This is a genomic window from Deltaproteobacteria bacterium (genome assembly GCA_016931625.1).
Taxonomy (GTDB): Bacteria; Myxococcota; XYA12-FULL-58-9; order XYA12-FULL-58-9; family JAFGEK01; genus JAFGEK01.
Genome location: JAFGEK010000141.1, coordinates 1 through 17,210 on the forward strand (window position 1 = coordinate 1; position 17,210 = coordinate 17,210).

General features: G+C 40.1%; 16 protein-coding genes. 7 read left to right on the forward strand and 9 right to left on the reverse strand.

All coding sequences use genetic code 11. From position 1 onward, the window contains the following. Positions 1 to 199: 199 nt before the first annotated feature. Positions 200 to 1,066, forward strand: a complete 867-nt coding sequence (locus tag JW841_11780) for a S8 family serine peptidase (GenBank protein ID MBN1961617.1) — start codon at positions 200 to 202, stop codon at positions 1,064 to 1,066. Positions 1,067 to 1,073: 7 nt separating this feature from the next. Here the strand turns inward: JW841_11780 and JW841_11785 are convergent, their stop codons facing one another. Continuing rightward, the gene (locus JW841_11785) at positions 1,074 to 2,318 is read right to left on the reverse strand and encodes a HEPN domain-containing protein (GenBank protein ID MBN1961618.1); all 1,245 of its coding nucleotides are present in this window, start codon (positions 2,316 to 2,318) and stop codon (positions 1,074 to 1,076) included. A 128-nt stretch (positions 2,319 to 2,446) separates the two neighbouring features. Between JW841_11785 and JW841_11790 the strand changes: the two genes are divergently transcribed. After that, positions 2,447 to 3,520 carry an ATP-binding protein gene (locus JW841_11790; GenBank protein ID MBN1961619.1) on the forward strand — a complete coding sequence of 358 codons (1,074 nt, stop codon included), beginning with the start codon at positions 2,447 to 2,449 and terminating at the stop codon, positions 3,518 to 3,520. 116 nt (positions 3,521 to 3,636) lie between these two features. Next, positions 3,637 to 4,122 (forward strand): hypothetical protein, encoded by a 486-nt coding sequence (locus JW841_11795; protein ID MBN1961620.1) that lies wholly within the window; start codon positions 3,637 to 3,639, stop codon positions 4,120 to 4,122. A 51-nt stretch (positions 4,123 to 4,173) separates the two neighbouring features. Here JW841_11795 and JW841_11800 read toward each other — a convergent pair whose 3' ends face one another. From JW841_11800 to JW841_11810, 3 genes are all read right to left on the reverse strand, one after another. Further along, positions 4,174 to 4,620: a DUF4065 domain-containing protein gene (locus JW841_11800; protein MBN1961621.1), complete on the reverse strand. Its 447-nt coding sequence runs from the start codon at positions 4,618 to 4,620 to the stop codon at positions 4,174 to 4,176. 62 nt (positions 4,621 to 4,682) lie between these two features. Beyond that, on the reverse strand, positions 4,683 to 5,075 hold the full coding sequence (locus JW841_11805; protein MBN1961622.1) for a type II toxin-antitoxin system VapC family toxin: 393 nt from the start codon (positions 5,073 to 5,075) through the stop codon (positions 4,683 to 4,685). After that, the gene (locus JW841_11810; protein ID MBN1961623.1) at positions 5,072 to 5,296 is read right to left on the reverse strand and encodes a type II toxin-antitoxin system Phd/YefM family antitoxin; all 225 of its coding nucleotides are present in this window, start codon (positions 5,294 to 5,296) and stop codon (positions 5,072 to 5,074) included. The genes JW841_11805 and JW841_11810 overlap by 4 nt, the downstream gene beginning before the upstream one ends. A gap of 109 nt (positions 5,297 to 5,405) precedes the next feature. On the opposite strand from JW841_11810, the gene JW841_11815 reads away from it, so the two are divergent. From JW841_11815 to JW841_11825, 3 genes are all read left to right on the forward strand, one after another. After that, the gene (locus JW841_11815; protein ID MBN1961624.1) at positions 5,406 to 6,638 is read left to right on the forward strand and encodes a CapA family protein; all 1,233 of its coding nucleotides are present in this window, start codon (positions 5,406 to 5,408) and stop codon (positions 6,636 to 6,638) included. 77 nt (positions 6,639 to 6,715) lie between these two features. Further along, positions 6,716 to 9,199: an ATP-dependent Clp protease ATP-binding subunit gene (locus JW841_11820; protein ID MBN1961625.1), complete on the forward strand. Its 2,484-nt coding sequence runs from the start codon at positions 6,716 to 6,718 to the stop codon at positions 9,197 to 9,199. 231 nt (positions 9,200 to 9,430) lie between these two features. Continuing rightward, positions 9,431 to 10,510 carry a 3-isopropylmalate dehydrogenase gene (locus tag JW841_11825; GenBank protein ID MBN1961626.1) on the forward strand — a complete coding sequence of 360 codons (1,080 nt, stop codon included), beginning with the start codon at positions 9,431 to 9,433 and terminating at the stop codon, positions 10,508 to 10,510. Between the two features lie 19 nt (positions 10,511 to 10,529). Here JW841_11825 and JW841_11830 read toward each other — a convergent pair whose 3' ends face one another. From JW841_11830 to rsmG, 5 genes are all read right to left on the reverse strand, one after another. Then, a complete protein-coding gene (locus JW841_11830; GenBank protein MBN1961627.1) occupies positions 10,530 to 11,711 on the reverse strand; it encodes a glycosyltransferase family 4 protein in 1,182 nt (393 codons plus the stop codon). 36 nt (positions 11,712 to 11,747) lie between these two features. Next, positions 11,748 to 14,399 (reverse strand): TIGR03960 family B12-binding radical SAM protein, encoded by a 2,652-nt coding sequence (locus JW841_11835; protein ID MBN1961628.1) that lies wholly within the window; start codon positions 14,397 to 14,399, stop codon positions 11,748 to 11,750. Positions 14,400 to 14,440: 41 nt separating this feature from the next. After that, entirely contained in the window at positions 14,441 to 15,307 is an 867-nt protein-coding gene (locus tag JW841_11840; protein MBN1961629.1) for a ParB/RepB/Spo0J family partition protein, read from the reverse strand. A gap of 51 nt (positions 15,308 to 15,358) precedes the next feature. Then, entirely contained in the window at positions 15,359 to 16,135 is a 777-nt protein-coding gene (locus JW841_11845; GenBank protein MBN1961630.1) for a ParA family protein, read from the reverse strand. A 129-nt stretch (positions 16,136 to 16,264) separates the two neighbouring features. Beyond that, positions 16,265 to 16,861 (reverse strand): 16S rRNA (guanine(527)-N(7))-methyltransferase RsmG, encoded by a 597-nt coding sequence (gene rsmG, locus JW841_11850; GenBank protein MBN1961631.1) that lies wholly within the window; start codon positions 16,859 to 16,861, stop codon positions 16,265 to 16,267. 216 nt (positions 16,862 to 17,077) lie between these two features. On the opposite strand from rsmG, the gene JW841_11855 reads away from it, so the two are divergent. Next, positions 17,078 to 17,210 (forward strand): transposase (locus JW841_11855; protein MBN1961632.1); only part of this gene is annotated, 133 nt, incomplete at its 3' end.

Consider the following 17,210-nt stretch of genomic DNA (forward strand, 5'->3'; position numbering starts at 1 on the left):
CGTAACAGATAGCGGCATAATCTTTCGCGGCCCTTTTTATCATTAGCACTAGCACGTACTCCCGCATGAAGATTAAAGCCATAAGTGTTCTTTGGCGCTTTAACATACTGCTACAACAGAATCAGGTGACTACATTGAACGTGATTCTTTAGAACTTATATCAACTGCTTCTCATTTTCATAACAAACCGCTTTGTAATATGAATGCTACTAGTGCTGCCACTGCAAGTGCATCACGCTTGGGCGCTATGCTTTTAGCTCGTTACCCGGACTATTGGCCAAAAACTCATCGTGGACTAATAGTACATTCGGCGCGTTGGTTACCAAATATGGTTGGAAATATTAACCTGCACAATTTTGGTAGTAGCCAAGAAGTTGAATCACTATTACGAATTTATGGATTTGGTGAACCTCATCAACCACGTCTTTTTGGTAGTGGTGAGAGTGGGGTTACTATGATTATTCAAGATATGCTAAATCCTTATGATATAAATTCAAAGCCAGGTGATGCAAAATTAGGGCACTTCAATTTGCATAAATTACCTTGGCCCAATAAAGTTTTTGATAACCATCCAGATATTGAATGTAAGCTTAAAGTTACATTATCATATTTCATTAATCCAAACCCAGGTACGCGTTGTTGGGATCGAAGTGAAAAATATCGCTATGCTAGTCATCTACTGCGTTTTAATTTCAAAAGAGCTACAGAAAGTGATGATGTTTTTCGCAACGCCTTAGAAAAACGTATTACTGATGAAGAAAATGACACTTTTGAGACCCGACCTCCTTCTGATCAAAAGTGGGCATTAGACCCTAAGTTACGCGGTAAAGCTGGTTCACTAGTGCAAGATATCTGGAAAGGAAGCCCGGCAGATTTAAGGGAAATGACCCAAGTAGCTGTATATCCTGCCAAAGGCTGGTTTGCGACACGTTCATTCCCATCTGATCACGAGTTTCATAATTGTCATCAACGTCTTGTACGTTATAGCCTAATTATCAGTATCGATACTGCTCAAGACATTGGGCTTTATACCAGCATTTCAAATCTAATTTCAGTAAGCGTCTAAATTCAGCTTAAACTAACAACTCCACCACACTCTGCACCACAAACACCCTCTCCCAATATTGCGCCAATAAATCTGAATCGCGGCAAGCTAAAATGCGCTCGGCTTCAGCGTCACTAATGGCAATATTGCGATGCTTAAGTACATCAATAATGGCACGGGCACGTTCTTGTGCTTGGCCTTCTTGTAGACCAGCAGCATGGCCTTCTTTAATACCTTCTTTATGACCGCGCTCTTTATATTCATCAGCAGCTTGCTTAGCAAAATTCTCCGCTAATTTTTGCCAAGTGGTAAATTCGTCGTTGCCAAGAAAATCAGGAGGTGGTTGCGGCAATATTTTTACATCGGCTCTGCTTGGCACTGGTGGCAGCTCGCCAATAGCCGCAGCACCAAAATAAGAAGCGAGCTTTTCACTGCAAGCTTGATGTACCCGTAAAGCTAAATCACGCACCCGTGCACTCATTTCATCTAACTCGTCTTGGGTGACATCATAACGCATGTTGTAGCGCGCCTCGATGTACGCACGGCGTAATAAACTGAATATATGCTTATCATGTGGCTCGCTACGCGCCATAGCAGGTTGTAATTTTTCATGATGCAACTCAGCGCGCCGCGCCAAAAATTCAAGATTATGGGTTTGGTGTTTGTAGCCTTCAAAAACTAAAGTCACCGCATGAAAATAGCGCTCGGCTGCTTGATGTTGCAAAAAGGCTGCCATACGCCGCTCAGCAAAGGTAATGTTGTGCGAAACAATCCACAAAGCATTAGCGCTAGCAAACCAAGTGCTAAAATAACGCCGGGTTACTTCAAAGCGCTCTTGTGGGGTAGTTGCTTTGGGCTTAGCAAGCTGCACATGATGCGTGTTATATAGCACTTTGCCTTCGCTCACTATTTCGGCAAAGAAAAATTGCCCTGAGCGAATTTCGCGATTGAGCTCAGTGATATCATGACGAATAATTGATAGCGGAGTCATGCCGGCAATTTGGCGTGCTTGATCTTCAAGATCAAAAAATATTTTACTATCTGCCGCATCTTTGGCAGTTTGGGTGACGATTAACAAATCATAGTCAGAGCGATAACCGGTATTAAGATCAATAACAAAATCACCACGCGCATAACTACCAAACAGCATTAACAGTTGCACTTGCTCACAGGCAGCAAAAAGCTGGGTAATTGCAGTGAGTTGCTCGCGCGCCTCTTCTGGCAGGGCTTGCAGTGCTTCGGTGTTATATAGTGCTTTAAGTTTAGCGCTCATGAATTAACAAGCTTGTGCCGTATTAAATGTAAAGATGCAATATGATATAAAAAAACGCCCTAAACTAGCGTAATACTTATTAATAATATACATAATAATAAAAAACGCCTTTACCTCAGGATAATGCAATGATTGATTCTTTATATCTAAAAAACTATGGCTGCATTCAAGAAGCTACTTTCAAATTAAGTAGTATTCATGCGCTTATTGGCCCAAATGATAGTGGTAAAAGTACAGTGCTAAGGGCTTTAAGAACACTGACTACAAATGGCGGCACAAATGATCATTATACTTTAGCAGATGAACGTGAGCTGCTTAAGCATGCTTTATTAGCTAATATTACAAATGATCCGACTGTTCTGACTGCTAGTTATAAAACAGCTAAACAACGTCTCACTGCACCTCAGCATCACACTGGTCAATCGCAACCAATTGCTGAATATTCAGCAAAAGAAATTCCGACATATGAACCCGGTTGGCTCAATCATTTCAATAATTTCATTTCCCCTGCTCACAATACTCTCAAAAAATCACTACAAGGCTCTATTCTTTTTCGCCTTGATCCTGATGCCCTTCGACAACCGGTTAATTTAATACCTGATAATGTGCCCTTGCGTTTTCAAGATCCGCGCGGCTTAGGTTTGCCTGGTATTTATGATGCTATTCTTAAACGCGATACCGCCGCCTATAGCGAGATTAGTCAAAATCTCAGTGAATTATTTACGTCAGTTAAGCAGATACGTTTAACCAATCCAACATATCAAACTACCGCGCTCGGAATACAGCTTCATGACGGTACTGCCGTAAAAGCTGAGTTCATGAGTGAAGGTATGCTTTATTATCTAGCTTATGCTGCTTTAGATTATTTAGACCCAGTGAGAATGTTGCTTATTGAAGAGCCTGAAAATGGTTTGCACCCGGCACGTATTGCTGATGTTATGCGTATACTACGTCACATCTCTGATAAAACCCAAGTAGTATTATCAACACATAGTCCCCTAGTTATAAACGAGCTTAAGGGTGATGAGGTATCAGTAATCACTCGTGAGCAAAAAGATAACACGACTACTACTAAAGTTACTTTACTCAAAGACACCCCAAATTATGAACAACGCGCCAGAGTTTATGCCACCGGTGAGTTATGGTTAAGCTATGCAGATGGCGAACTTGAAAGTCCGTTATTATCGCCAGAGCAATCTTGATGAAAATGCTTAAAGTTTTTATTGCCGGAGAAGGGCCTAATGAAATTGGCTGTTGGGCTATATAATCTGCTTTTCGTAAACCATGCGATAATCAAATTGGGGTTATCGAAGCCCTAATGCAGCGAATACAACCAAACGGATGGCAAGTTACTAACGGAACTACTTGGATAGGGATTCGCAAATTTAAATTTGGCAAACAACGTCGGGCAAAACATGGTGATGAGCACAATATCGCTGCTTTAGCTTTGCATGCCTTTGAAGCAAAATGTGATATTTTAGCATTTATACGAGATACTGATAGCAACCATAAGCGTGAAGGTGATATCAACAACGGTATAGAAATCGCCGCCAAAAAATATGTTGATTTAAAAATTATTGGTGGCGTAGCTAAACCAAAACTCGAAGCTTGGCTACTTGCACTGACAGGACAAAATGGCACTGAACAATTAAGTTTAAAGCAAGCCGAAGATAAACTAGGCTGTGATAAAAACACTGACTGCATGGTAACAATTGTAAAACAAGCTAATCTTGACGCTATTCCAAAGGATGCTCATTCATTATTCAAGTGGTGTAATAAAGTAAAACAAGCTTTAATAAATTAAAAAAATCGCCATAAATAATCAGTTAAGATCAATTAAATTGCCACTTTAACTTTATAATTTAAATGGCGGTGGCTGATCTCGATAGAATGCTTGCATCGCTTCATGAGTTATAATTTGCTCACTATCACTTGCAATCATGAAGGCTTTGCGAGCCTGTTGCCATGGTTCTTCTGAATTTATAATTTCGCTTAACTTTTCACTATTGTATTTTCCATAATAGCTAAGTACTGCCATTATAAAATCGGCATCGTTTTCAACGACCTTTTTTGCATCACCCAAAGGCCATTGTGAAACCATAAAAAGTCGGTGGTGTTCTTTAAACAATTCATAAACAATTGGACCAAAAGCCCACGCGAGAATTTTTTCTTGATAAAGTGGTTTACCACGTAAAGTGATATGCCAGGCTTGTAAATAATACATTAGCCTTTGCAGTTTCATGGTTGACATGGCACCCTGATTTTGCAGAATGTATGCCGCAATATCGTGTATGTTAGTCATTATTAGTAACCCTCCCCAAGTTATTTTTATCTTACAGCGGTGCGTTTAATTTGGATAAAAATTTACCATAAACAATTCGGATGAAGCTCACGGATCTCAGGGTCGCAAGTAATAAGTGTAGCATTAGCTAATTGGCTTTGTGCTATAAGCATTCGGTCAAAGGGATCACCATGTTCGGTTGGCAGCAGACCTGCTCGCACCGCATGCTCTGGCCTTATATCAAGACTATTAAAGCCCCAGGTTTTATGCAAAGCAGGATATCGGTTTAAATATTCTTCACAGCCGATAAGTTTGCCTTTGCGTTGTTTAATGGCAATTTCCCATAAAGTGGCAGTGCTCACTAAGATAATATTTTGTATCTCAAGAATTATTGCTTTGGCCCGCCTACTAAGATTTTTATCGTCATTTATCCACCATAATAAAGCATGAGTATCTAATAAATATATTTGATTCATCCCCAATTGCTTTCATCATCGTTAGTAATCGGCCCAGTAATATCGCCTTTAATCTGACCTTTAAATGTACCAGGGCGTCGGTCGATATTACTATTAATTGGCACAATACGCGCATAATCACGCCCAGATTTTGCCACTATTACTTCATCACCACTATGAGCACGCTCAAGTAACTTAGAAAAATGCGTTTTGGCTTCGTGAATATTTGCGCGATAGACCATAATTCTAGACTAAGTCATAAATTATAGTCATGTCAAGACATAGTGCAATTGATTGTTCAAATATTGCCCTATTGACCTCGCTAGTTACAAATGCACATGTTGATTTGCAATGACGATTAAAAAAATTATTAAAACATTAATTTTTGCTTGCGCTTACGCCTTTGGCTTTTTGTCTTTGCAAATTGCTAATGCAACCCCTGGCACTTACCAAAAAAATAACGTCGTCATTGCGCAAGCGGGGCAAAAAAATGACAAGGCGAAAGTAGAGGTTCTGGATTCCCGCTTTCGCGGGAATGACGGGAAAAATGAAGGCGGGAATGACAAAGAAAATGTATGCGATAAAAATAGTGTCAGAAAAAACGAAGAAGATATCCAAAAGCAACCCTTCATGATCACCGCTGTTGGTGACGTACAACTTGGACGTGCGTGGCCTGAAGCTAAAGCTGCGCTACCGCCTGATGGTCCTAATACCATTTTGCAATTTGTACGCGAATTACTAATTAACGATGGCCTTACCTTCGGCAATCTCGAAACCGCCTTAGCTGACAGTGGCGATAGCAACAAATGCCGGCGGGGCTCAAAAGTTTGCTATGCTTTTCGTGCCCCAAGCTCTTATGCAGCCACGCTTGGGGCTAACGGTTTTGAAGTCATGAGCAATGCCAATAATCATGCTGGTGATTTTGGTGAAGCCGGTCGCCAAGCCACCCGTGAAGCTTTAACCAAGGCCAATATTGTTTGGGCGGCAGGCGTCGATGAAATAGCTTCATTTACCCATCAAGGTAGGCGTGTGGTGCTAATTGCTTTTGGCTATGGCGCCAATATGAATCAGGTACAAAATATTGAGGCCGCTATTGCCTTGGTCACCCGCGCCCGCCAAAATCATGATATCGTCATAGTCTCAATGCATGTAGGCGCTGAAGGCAGCCGAGCCAATCATGTCACAAAAAAGCGTGAAATATTTTTAGGTGAAGACCGCGGTAACTCTTATGCCTTTGCCCATGCCGTAATCGATGCGGGCGCTCACCTGGTAATAGGGCATGGCCCTCATGTTTTACGAGCATTTGAAATATACCGTGGTCATCTTATAGCTTATTCACTGGGTAACTTTAGTGCTTGGTATAGCTTTAATTTATCTGGACCATTAGGCATTAGTGGCATATTGCAAGCCCAACTTGATAAAGATGGCAAGTTATTAACAGCTCAACTATTGCCAGTTTCACTTGATGGTGGTGGCATACCTAAGCCTGATCCACAAAAACGTGCGATTAAAATTATTCGTCAATTATCCCAAGCTGATTTTGGTAATCCGGTTATTGATGAAAATGGCCTTTTTAAACCATAAAAAATACCGCAAATCATAAAAATCGTCGTTGACCCATACGATCACGGTGTGCATACTTCACCGCCACAGTGAACATTATCCACGAAAGCTCAGATACCGTCCGCGCCTTTATGGAGGCTGAAGACATCGCTCGACGCGCTGCCCAACCTCCTTCAAGTGTCCATTTATTATTAGCTTTATTCACCTTTCCGAATCGCGCCCAGGTTTTACTCGAAGAACGTGGTCTTGATGAAGACCTCATCTTACGCGAAATTCGCGTGCTTGAAGACGAACCTCGCGGTAGTTTATCGCAACTTCGTGAAAGAGCTAAAGAAATTGCCCGAGGCACTAGTTCAAAAGATGTCGATTGTTTACATATTCTTATTGCTTTAACCCGTATGCGCGATTCCTTCGCTTATCATTTGTTAGAACGCACCAATACTTCACTCACAGCGCTGCGCAACCTTGCTGTTAGTTTTGTCACCGGCAATATGCCACGACGTTATCGCTTTGTTGGCGGTCGTTCAGAAAAATCGCCAACTCTATCGAAAACCCGTACAGCATTACCAAGTGTCATCGAACGAGAAGATATCGAGCCAATTTCTTACAAACCTAATCCAAACGACAATCAATCCTTAAAACCTGCTACCAGCAAAACGTCTTCAAACCCACCAAGTGCACAAGCTACTAAAACAAGTCAAAAAGCCAAAACTAATGTTGTTGCCCAAACAACTTCGGTTGCTGAAAAACCCATAGCCTCGCGAATTGCTGAAATTGCCCCTAATTTAGCGGCATGCGGTATAGATTTAACTGAGCGTGCCCACGAAGGTCTACTTGATATGGCTATTGGTCGCGACCGCGAAATTGAAGCAGTGATTGATATTTTAGGTAAGCGTCGCGCCAATAACCCGGTTTTAGTTGGTCTACCCGGGGTTGGTAAAACTGCTATTGTAGAAGGACTTGCCGTCAAGATTGCTCGCAATGATAGTGATATTGGCAATTTAAATAACCGGATTATCTTTGCACTTGATACCGGTGCTTTAGTTGCTGGTACTAGTTTACGAGGGGCCTTTTCTGAACGTCTTGGTGCCATAAAAACTGAGGTCGCACAGGCTAATGGTGAAATTGTTGTATTCGTCGACGAATTGCATACATTAATTGGTGCAGGTTCTAGCGGTGAAGGTGCACAAGATGCTGCTAACGAATTAAAAAATGCGCTAGCACGTGGTGAATTTCCTTGTATTGGCGCTACTACCTTTGATGAATATAAAAAGTATATTGAAAAAGATGCCGCTCTTGAGCGTCGTTTCACCCCACTGCAGATCGATGAGCCTTCAATTGATGAAGCTATTTTAATACTTGAAGGTGCTTTAACCCCTTACGCTGACCATCATAATGTTGCTTATAGTCTCGACGCTATTCATGCCGCCGTACAACTTTCGCATCGCTTTATTAACGAACGTAAATTGCCTGATAAAGCATTTGCCGTAATCGATTTGGCCGGTTCACGCGCTAAAAGACGCGGCGCTAATAATGTTGAAAGACTTGATGTTGCACGAGTAGTGCATGAATGGTCAGGAGTACCTCTTGATCGTCTCGCCGAGGCTGATGCTGATCGCTTTGCCCAAGCTGAACAAATCATTGGTGAAAAACTAATCGGTCATAAAGATGTTGTAGCTGCGGTTTGTCGCTCGCTACGACGCGGCTTTGCTGGTTTTAACGGCAAACGCCCTATGGGTAGTTTTTTATTTTTAGGGCCCACCGGGGTTGGCAAAACCGAACTCGTCAAAATTCTTGCCGAATTTCTTTTTGGACAACGAGATGCTTTAGTTCGTGTTGATATGAGTGAATTATCTGAACCCCATTCGGTCGCACGTTTAGTAGGAGCACAGCCTGGTTATGTCGGTTATGAAGAAGGTGGGCAACTTACCGAAGCTTTGCGACGTCGACCTTTTCAAATTGTGCTTTTTGATGAAATAGAAAAAGCCCATCGCGATGTATTGGCCTTATTATTACAGATACTTGATGAAGGCCATTTAACCGACTCGCGTGGCAGACGTATTAGTTTTACCAGCACTTTGGTTATCCTCACTTCTAACTTAGGTTCTGATCAAATCTCTAGTACCGGAAAAACTATTGGGTTTGGCGGTAGCACTTCTAACGCTAAAGAAAACAATAGCATACTTAATGCCGCCAAGCATAATCTGCCACCTGAATTATGGGGTCGACTTGATGAACGTCTAGTATTTAATCCATTAAGCAAACAAGAAGTTCAAAATATTGCTATGCTTATTTTGGCAGAAAGTTCTCGCTCTTTATTTAGCGAGCGCGAGATTACTTTAGAATGGAATGTTGATACTGCTGATTTCTTAATGAGCCATGGCGGCTATACCCCTGAAACCGGGGCACGTGGTATGCGGCAAGCTATTCAACGTTTAGTTGAAACACCTATCGCTGAGAAAATTTTAAGCGGTGAATTAAATAATGGGGATGTAGTGCGGTTATCACTAAATAACAACGCCTTAAATATTGCCCCTATTTCAAAGATAACCACACCACCTAATGAAGCAACACTAGCTTAATTAAGTACACAAGCAGCTAAGTCTTAATCATTAAATGGCCATAAATAATTCGATAAACCTTAGCTAATGCTAGGGCCTTGAAGGTGAGAGTTTTGACCTTCCCATCATAAAAAAAATAAAATTTATCTTCATTACTATCAAATATTGCATTTTTTCGTAGTTTCGCCGATTGTGCGCCAACTTTAAATTAAAACACACATTGTTTTAAAAACATCAAGGAGATGGTTAGCAATGGTAAAAACTCATAAAGTTGCGCTACTTGGAGGGGATGGCACCGGCCCAGAAGTAGCGCGTGAAAGTCAAAAAGTTATCGATGTTGCTGCCAAAAAGTACGGTTTTAAAATCAACTGGCAAGAATTTGACTGGGGTGGTGATCGCTATCTTAAAACTGGCGAAGTATTGCCAGCTGGGGCAGCCGACACTTTACGTCAATTTGACGCCATTTTACTTGGTGCTATTGGGCATCCAGATGTTAAACCTGGTATTTTAGAAAAAGGCATTCTCCTTAAACTACGTTTTGAATTGCAACAATACATTAATTTACGCCCAGTTAAATTGTATCCAGGGGTTTGGACGCCACTTAGAGACAAGGGACCAGAGCATATTGATTTTGTAGTAGTACGTGAAAACAATGAAGGTCTTTACACCGGCGCTGGTGGTATTGTTAAACAAGGAACTCCAGAAGAAGTTGCAATTCAAACATCGGTTAGTACTCGCGCTGGTTGTGACCGTTGCTTAAAGTTTGCCTTTGAGCTTACTCGTCGCCGTAATAAAAATAAGCAATTAACTCTAGTTGGTAAAACCAATGTTCTCACCTTTGAATTTGATTTGTGGGAGCGTGCTTTTCATCAAATGGGTGAAAAATATCCTGATATTAAACGAGATTATAACCATGTTGACGCTTGCTGTATGTGGTTTGTAAAAAATCCTGAGTGGTATGACGTTATTGTTACTAATAATATCTTTGGCGATATCATCACCGACCTTGGTGCTATGATTCAAGGGGGTATGGGTATTGCGGCTGGTGGCAATCTTAACCCGGATCCTGGTGGTGTATCTATGTATGAGCCTATTGGTGGCTCAGCACCAAAATATACCGGTAAAAATGTAATTAATCCAATGGCTGCTATTGGTGCTGGCGCCATGTTACTTGAATATAGCTTAGGTGAAAATGAAGCCGCAAAAGCCATTGAACGAGCTATGATGAAAGCCACTTCGGAGCGAATGCAAAGCCAAGCCGCCGGTAAAATGGGCATGGGCACAACTCAAGTTGGCGATATGGTTGCTCAAATGGTTGCCGACGGTATTTAGTGCTAAAAAATGGGAGCTATTATTTTTTCTTGCTCCCTTTCATTAATGTAACTCGCATATACAAATCTGCATAACGGCTTATGTGTTGGGTGATATCAAACCGTGCATAAGCCTTTTTGCATTCAGTTGCATAATCAACTTGATTGATTGTTTTAAAAACCTCGACTATTCCTTGAGCCATTGCCATAGGATTCGCATCAACCAATCGTCCACATTTATTGCTTACAAGGTGTTGTGCCCCAGCATGGCATGCTACAACTGGAATACCAGTAGCTAAATAATTTAATACTTTAATAGGAGCACCGGCATGCATAATACGTGAGCAAACACCAACTGTTGCCAATGCGATTAAAGCTCTTATTTCACTTTGACTACTATATTGATAAAAATCTACACGATCACGAACTGCAATGTACTGATGTGTTTTTAAAAATTGTTCTTCATCATGATGTGAAGCGATAAGTAAACGCACCGCTGGCAGTTGATGCCGCAAAATTTGTATGGTTTGATAAAGTAGTGGCAAATTTTGATATGCATCTGGATTACCGGTGTAGATTATCCAAGGACCACGACCTAACTTTTTTGCAATGTCCGCTTTAATTATGGGATCAAGCTCACCAAGGTCGGCGGCATTAATACCTGGTGGTATCGTAAAAATTTTCTCTTTTGCAACACCAAAACTTTGATAAAGAGCTCGCTGGTGCGAATCAAATACAATTACAGCGTCTGCCAATCGTGGTAAAGTGTTATCAAAAACTCGTCCTGCAAAACCTGCAAAAGAAGTAATGGAAGATAATTTAAAATAGGTCGGCAACTCTAAACCAAGAGCACTATGAGCATGGTATATTAGGGGTACATGCAATATTTTTTTCAACAGTAAGCCTAAAGCTAAAGCTTCAAAACCGTGAGCATGAATTACTTCAAATTGTTGGTGATACTTCGCATGCAGAGCTTTAACTAATAGGTATAAATCTAATAGAAGCTTTTTAAAGCTTGGTCCACTTCGATTCGATTTAGTGTGTCCTTTAAAATCACCAAAATTATATGTGAGCAATTTAACGTTAAAACCTCTATCAGTCATACAATTTACAAGATGACGGATCATTACTTGCGTGCCCTGACTGGTCGGAAATGGACAGGCGGCAAGCATAAGAATTGAAGGTTTTTTAAATACTAAAATATCTTCATTGGTGCTAATCATTGCTACTTTACTTTTAAATTAGGTCTTAAAAAATGGTTAAACCTCAAATTGAAGTTCTTTCTTATGTATTGCCCGAACAAATGATTTTACATCAGAAAAAATGGCATTTAAAACTTCTCGAATTTTTAATGCTCCTTTAACAGAAAATGACACCGTTAAAATTAATTCATTTTTTATTAATATTGCATTTTGAACAGCTTTTCTAACATCGTGTTCATGAACTACTTTTTTGCGCGCAACCTGCATTATTTGAGTTGTACGAGCTAAAAACTGATTTAATTCAATCTGCGCATCATATATTTTTAATGAATCGATTGTTATTGCATAAGTAATAGCTCTAATTTTTTCACTTACCGCCGTAGCTTTTTCATCAATTAAATCTGCCTGAAAAATATGTAATCCCTCTGCAAGCTGATTATTTAACAAAGTTACCCATTGCATTGGTGAAACTTCCTGTTTGCACAAACAATCAAAATATTCAGCAGAGCTAGAAATTCCCGTAGGACATGCTGGTGAAAAGCTAACTTTTGGGCGTGGTGTATATCCCTGGCTATAGCAAACCGGCATCCTGCTATAGCGAATAGCTCTTAAAATATGACTAGTTGTTTCTAACTGTGAAAAATAAACTGCAGCCCCAAACTTTTGATAGCGCATGCGTATTCGCACACGTTGATTTTCTGTTGCATCATTCTCTATACAATTATTGAGGCTATTTTTTAATTTTTCTTGCCGACAATCAGTCTTAGCTAAACTAACATCTGGAGCTGAGTATATGATCTGGCGTAACTCAGTTGTTGCTTTTTTAAGGCTAATTTTTTTCTTGTATGGGTCAGCTCGATCACAGGCACCACATGCATAACAACGATCGCTACGAGTACAATCTTGGGTCGATAAAAGCTGCAACGCGCGTTTGCGTTCACGACGTAAAAACTTTTTTAGTGGCCCAACATGCAAATGATCCCACGCTAATAAATTGTTGATATCACGAACCTCTAAATAATCATCTGCAGTAATACCTACGGACTTAAAACACTCTGAAAATGCTTGTTCCCATTTTGATATATCAAAAAAATCACTCCAACCATCAAGTCGGCAACCAATTCGCATTGCTTTTTCGATAGCATCAGCTAATTGCCTATCACCTCGCGCTAAAACTCCTTCAACATATGATTGTTTGGGATCATGATAACGTATTTGAATACGATGATTTCTCAATTTATCACGTAAATAATGTAACTTAGCTTTTGTTTCATTAACCGTTATTTGCCGCTCCCACTGTAGCGGTGTATGGGCTTTTGGAACAAAAGTTGAAACCGCAACCGTAATACTAGCCGAACGATTAATTTGTCTGGCTGCTATACGGGATTTTTTGGCTAAGTTGACTATCGCTTCTAAGTCCGTCTTTTCTTCACTTGGTAACCCAATCATAAAATACAACTTGATAGTACGCGCTCCAGCACTAACGGCTGCTATTACCGCATTGATTAAATCGCTTTCATCGTTATTTTTATTGATTAACTTTCGTAAGCGATCACTGCCAGCTTCTGGGGCAATAGTAAAACCCGAAGTAGAAATTGCATTTAATCGTGTGGCAATTTCATTAGTTAAAGTTTCACTACGAAGTGATGGTAATGACAACTCAACATGCTCTTTTTCGCATAAAGTTAACAATTCATTAAGTAAGTAATTTATCCCACCGTAATCACCAGCAGATAACGATAATAAACCAATAGTATCAACACATGCAGTATCTAATGCCTCACGAGCAATCGACAATACTTTATCTGGCGAACGTTGGCGCACTGGACGTTGAATCATCCCCGCCTGACAAAATCTGCAACCTCGACTACAACCTCGTTGAATTTCAATTGCAAAACGCTCATGTATGGGTTTGACATTTGGCTGTATTTGTTTGACTGGGTAGCTTAAATGCTCAAGATCAGCTAAACGCCGTCGATAAACTATTGGTATGGTTTCACAAGTGTAAAGCTGTTGTTTTTGTACAGATTTAGCTTTTATCGAAGTTACATGAATCCCATTATATTGAATATCATAATGAAAAGGTACATATACACCATCAATATTAGCTAACTCATGTATTGCCTCTAAACGGCTAAGTTTTTTCTCGCGACGCAACGAGGCAATATAAGCAATATCTAAAATAGCTTCTTCACCATCACCTATAAGAAACGCATCAAAAAACGGTGCTATTGGTTCAGGATTGGTCGCATTACTACCACCTCCAATTACTAATGGTTCGTCTTCTTTTCGATGTTGTGAACGTAGGCTAATACCACCTAATTCAAGCATTGCCAAAATTGTCGGGTAAGCTAACTCATATTGTAATGTAAAACCTACAACATCAAACGCCCTTAAAGGGGTACGTGTTTCAAGCGACCAAAGCAGCACGTTACGCTCTCGCATAAGCCGCTCTAAATCATGGGCTACAGCGTTAACTCGTTCTGCGGCATAATCTTTTTGTTGGTTTACAATATGATAAAGCAACTTATAGCCAACATAACTTTCAGCAATTTCATATAAGTCGGGAAAACATAAAGCAATACGAGCTTTAACCGGAGTGGATTTGCAAACAGAATTTAGTTCGTAACCCGTATAGCGTGCAGGTCGCTCAACTTCTGATAATAGAGAATTGAGTTCGTCCCACGTTAATTGTGTATTTGAATACAACCAATGCCTCTGATTAGCGTGAAGAAGGTTATTTAAAACTTCTAAGGTGCTATTTTATCTAAAATTCTATCAAGTTCGTCTAATGAATTAAAAAATATTTCAACACTGCCTTTGCCATGTCTATTACGCAGGCGAACTTTTGTACCTAAAGCACGCAACAATCGTTCTTCAACATTTCGTTCAGCCGACGATACTTTTTCTTTTATTTTCTTATTATTTTGCTGAGCAAGGCGTACATTACGCTCTGTTTCTCGTACCGTAAGTTTTCTATCAATAATATCTTTAGCGATTTTACGCAAAAGCGCATCATCGCCAAGTGACATTAAAGCTCGTGCGTGACCTGCAGTAAACTGACCATTTGCTAATAAAGCCAAAACATCTTTTGGTAAACGAATGATACGTAAACTATTAGTAACTGCTACTCGGCTTTTACCTACAGCTTTGGCTACTTCGTCTTGAGTTAAACCATGATCATTGATCAAGCGATGATATGCTTCAGCTTCTTCAATGGGATCTAAATCTTGACGTTGAATATTTTCTATTAAAGCTATTTGTAATACCTCAGTATCTGAAAAATCTTTAACAATGGCAGGTATTTCATGCAGCCCTGCTTTTGCGGCAGCTCGCCAACGACGCTCACCGGCGATGATTTGATAACCTTCACCTTTGCGGCGAACTAATATCGGCTGCAATACTCCTTGTTCTTTGATTGATTGAGCAAGCTCTAACAAAGCATCATCATTTATAATTTTTCGTGGTTGCTCGCGATTTGGTAACACCTTCTCAATCGGCAGTTGTCGCAAACCAGACGATGGACTACTAAAACTGCCCGTTGGGGAATTAGGTATTAGTGCGGCTAAACCTCGACCAAGAGCTTTTCGTGGTCCAGTATCTTTGTTGGGATCCATATTCATGTTTTTTACCAAAAATTAAAACAAGTATTTAGGGGATGTCCCTAATCAAGCAGCAGCTTGAGGTGAATTTTCCATGAGTTCTTTAGCTAAATCAAAGTAGCTTTTACAACCTCTTGATGAAGCATCATATAATAAAATTGGTTTACCAAAACTAGGTGCTTCTGAAAGCCGAACATTTCGCGGAATTACTGCCTCAAATACTCTACCACCGAAATTGTTGCGAACATCTTCAGCTACTTGACGGGCGAGATTATTACGTGCATCAAACATGGTCAGCAACACCCCTTCAACTTGCAAATTAGGATTAGGACCAGCCTGAATCATTGAAATAGTTCTTGATAGTTGACTTAATCCCTCAAGAGCAAAATATTCACACTGTAGCGGAATTAAAACTGAATCTGCCGCACAAAGTGCATTTAAAGTTAAAATCCCTAAAGATGGTGGACAATCTAAAAAAATTGTTTCATCACGATCAGCAAATTCTTTTAGGGCTTCACGTAGGCAAAAAAAGCGGTTTTCCAAACCTACTAATTCTACTTCAGCTCCATAAAGATCTGCCCCGGATGGAATAACCTCTAACGTTGGCAACTCAGTGGGCCGACGTAATGAACCTAAAGTTGTATCACCAAGTAAAGCAGCATAAAGACTTTCTTCAAGAGGCTGTGGCCCTATACCCAAACCACTAGAAGCATTAGCTTGCGGATCAATGTCAATAAGCAATACACGTCGCTCAGCAGCAGCTAATGTAGCAGCAAGATTTACTGCTGTCGTTGTTTTACCAACCCCACCCTTTTGATTAGCAATCGCTACTACACGAGCCATTAAAATATCCTCCACCTACTTTGGCTTAATAAACACCCAAATTGAATTAGTAGATATCACAAAATTTGATGCCATCCATCAATCATAAAAATATCTTAAGCACCAGAAGGCAGTACCAAACTTATACAATTAATAGATCTCTATGTACCTTTGTTGTTCATTTAATAAATTATACGAATGAACTTTTAATGCTTTTTCTGATATTTCGCTGCGATAAGCCAGTAATATACCATTAGGTAGTATCCATTTTTTACAAGCTAATAATTCATCTACTGAAGAAAAAGTCGCCCGCGTTACCCCAGCATCATATTGCTTATCAGGTATCGCAGTTGTTGCACCACAAATAACTCTGGTGTTTGTTATACCCAAACGCGCAATGCAAGTCTCAAGAAACGATACGCGTTTTAGCCTTGGTTCTAACAAAGTAAAATTGTTCTGAGTTAGCGCTATTGCTAAAGGTATTCCCGGAAAGCCTGCGCCCGAACCAAAATCAATAATCTCACCTTTTGGTAATAAAACTGCTCCCTCGAGACTATCACGATAATGCAGCCAAGCTGCCTCAACATCGTCTAAAATTGCAGTTAAATTAACCCGAACATTCCAAAGTTTAACTAATTGCCAATGCTGGGCAAATTGTGACTTTTGCGTCTCATTTAAACTGCTATTTATCTGAGAAACTGCAAGTTCTAACGTTGTATTAAATGAATTGAGGGTCTGGTGTTTCACGTGAAACACTTATAACACAAGGTTAACAATAACAACCACTTCTTTAAGCTGACTCTTGATTCTATCTCAGTATTTAACCGATTTTTTGAGCTTTATTGTCCCATGCTGGGATGGTCAAAGCCGCGGTTGTAGCATATCATAGAAATGAAAGAATACCGACGCGGCGCACATACAGTATTTGAAATACATGTTCCTCTAGTGTGGTGTACTAAGTAAATGCGAGGTCATATATCAAAAGATCATGTTCATTTATTTATATCAATACCGCCACAAGTATGTATCAGTCGTTTAATGCAATATTTAAAAGGAAAAAGTGCATTTAAAATAATGCAAGAGTTCCCAAATTTAA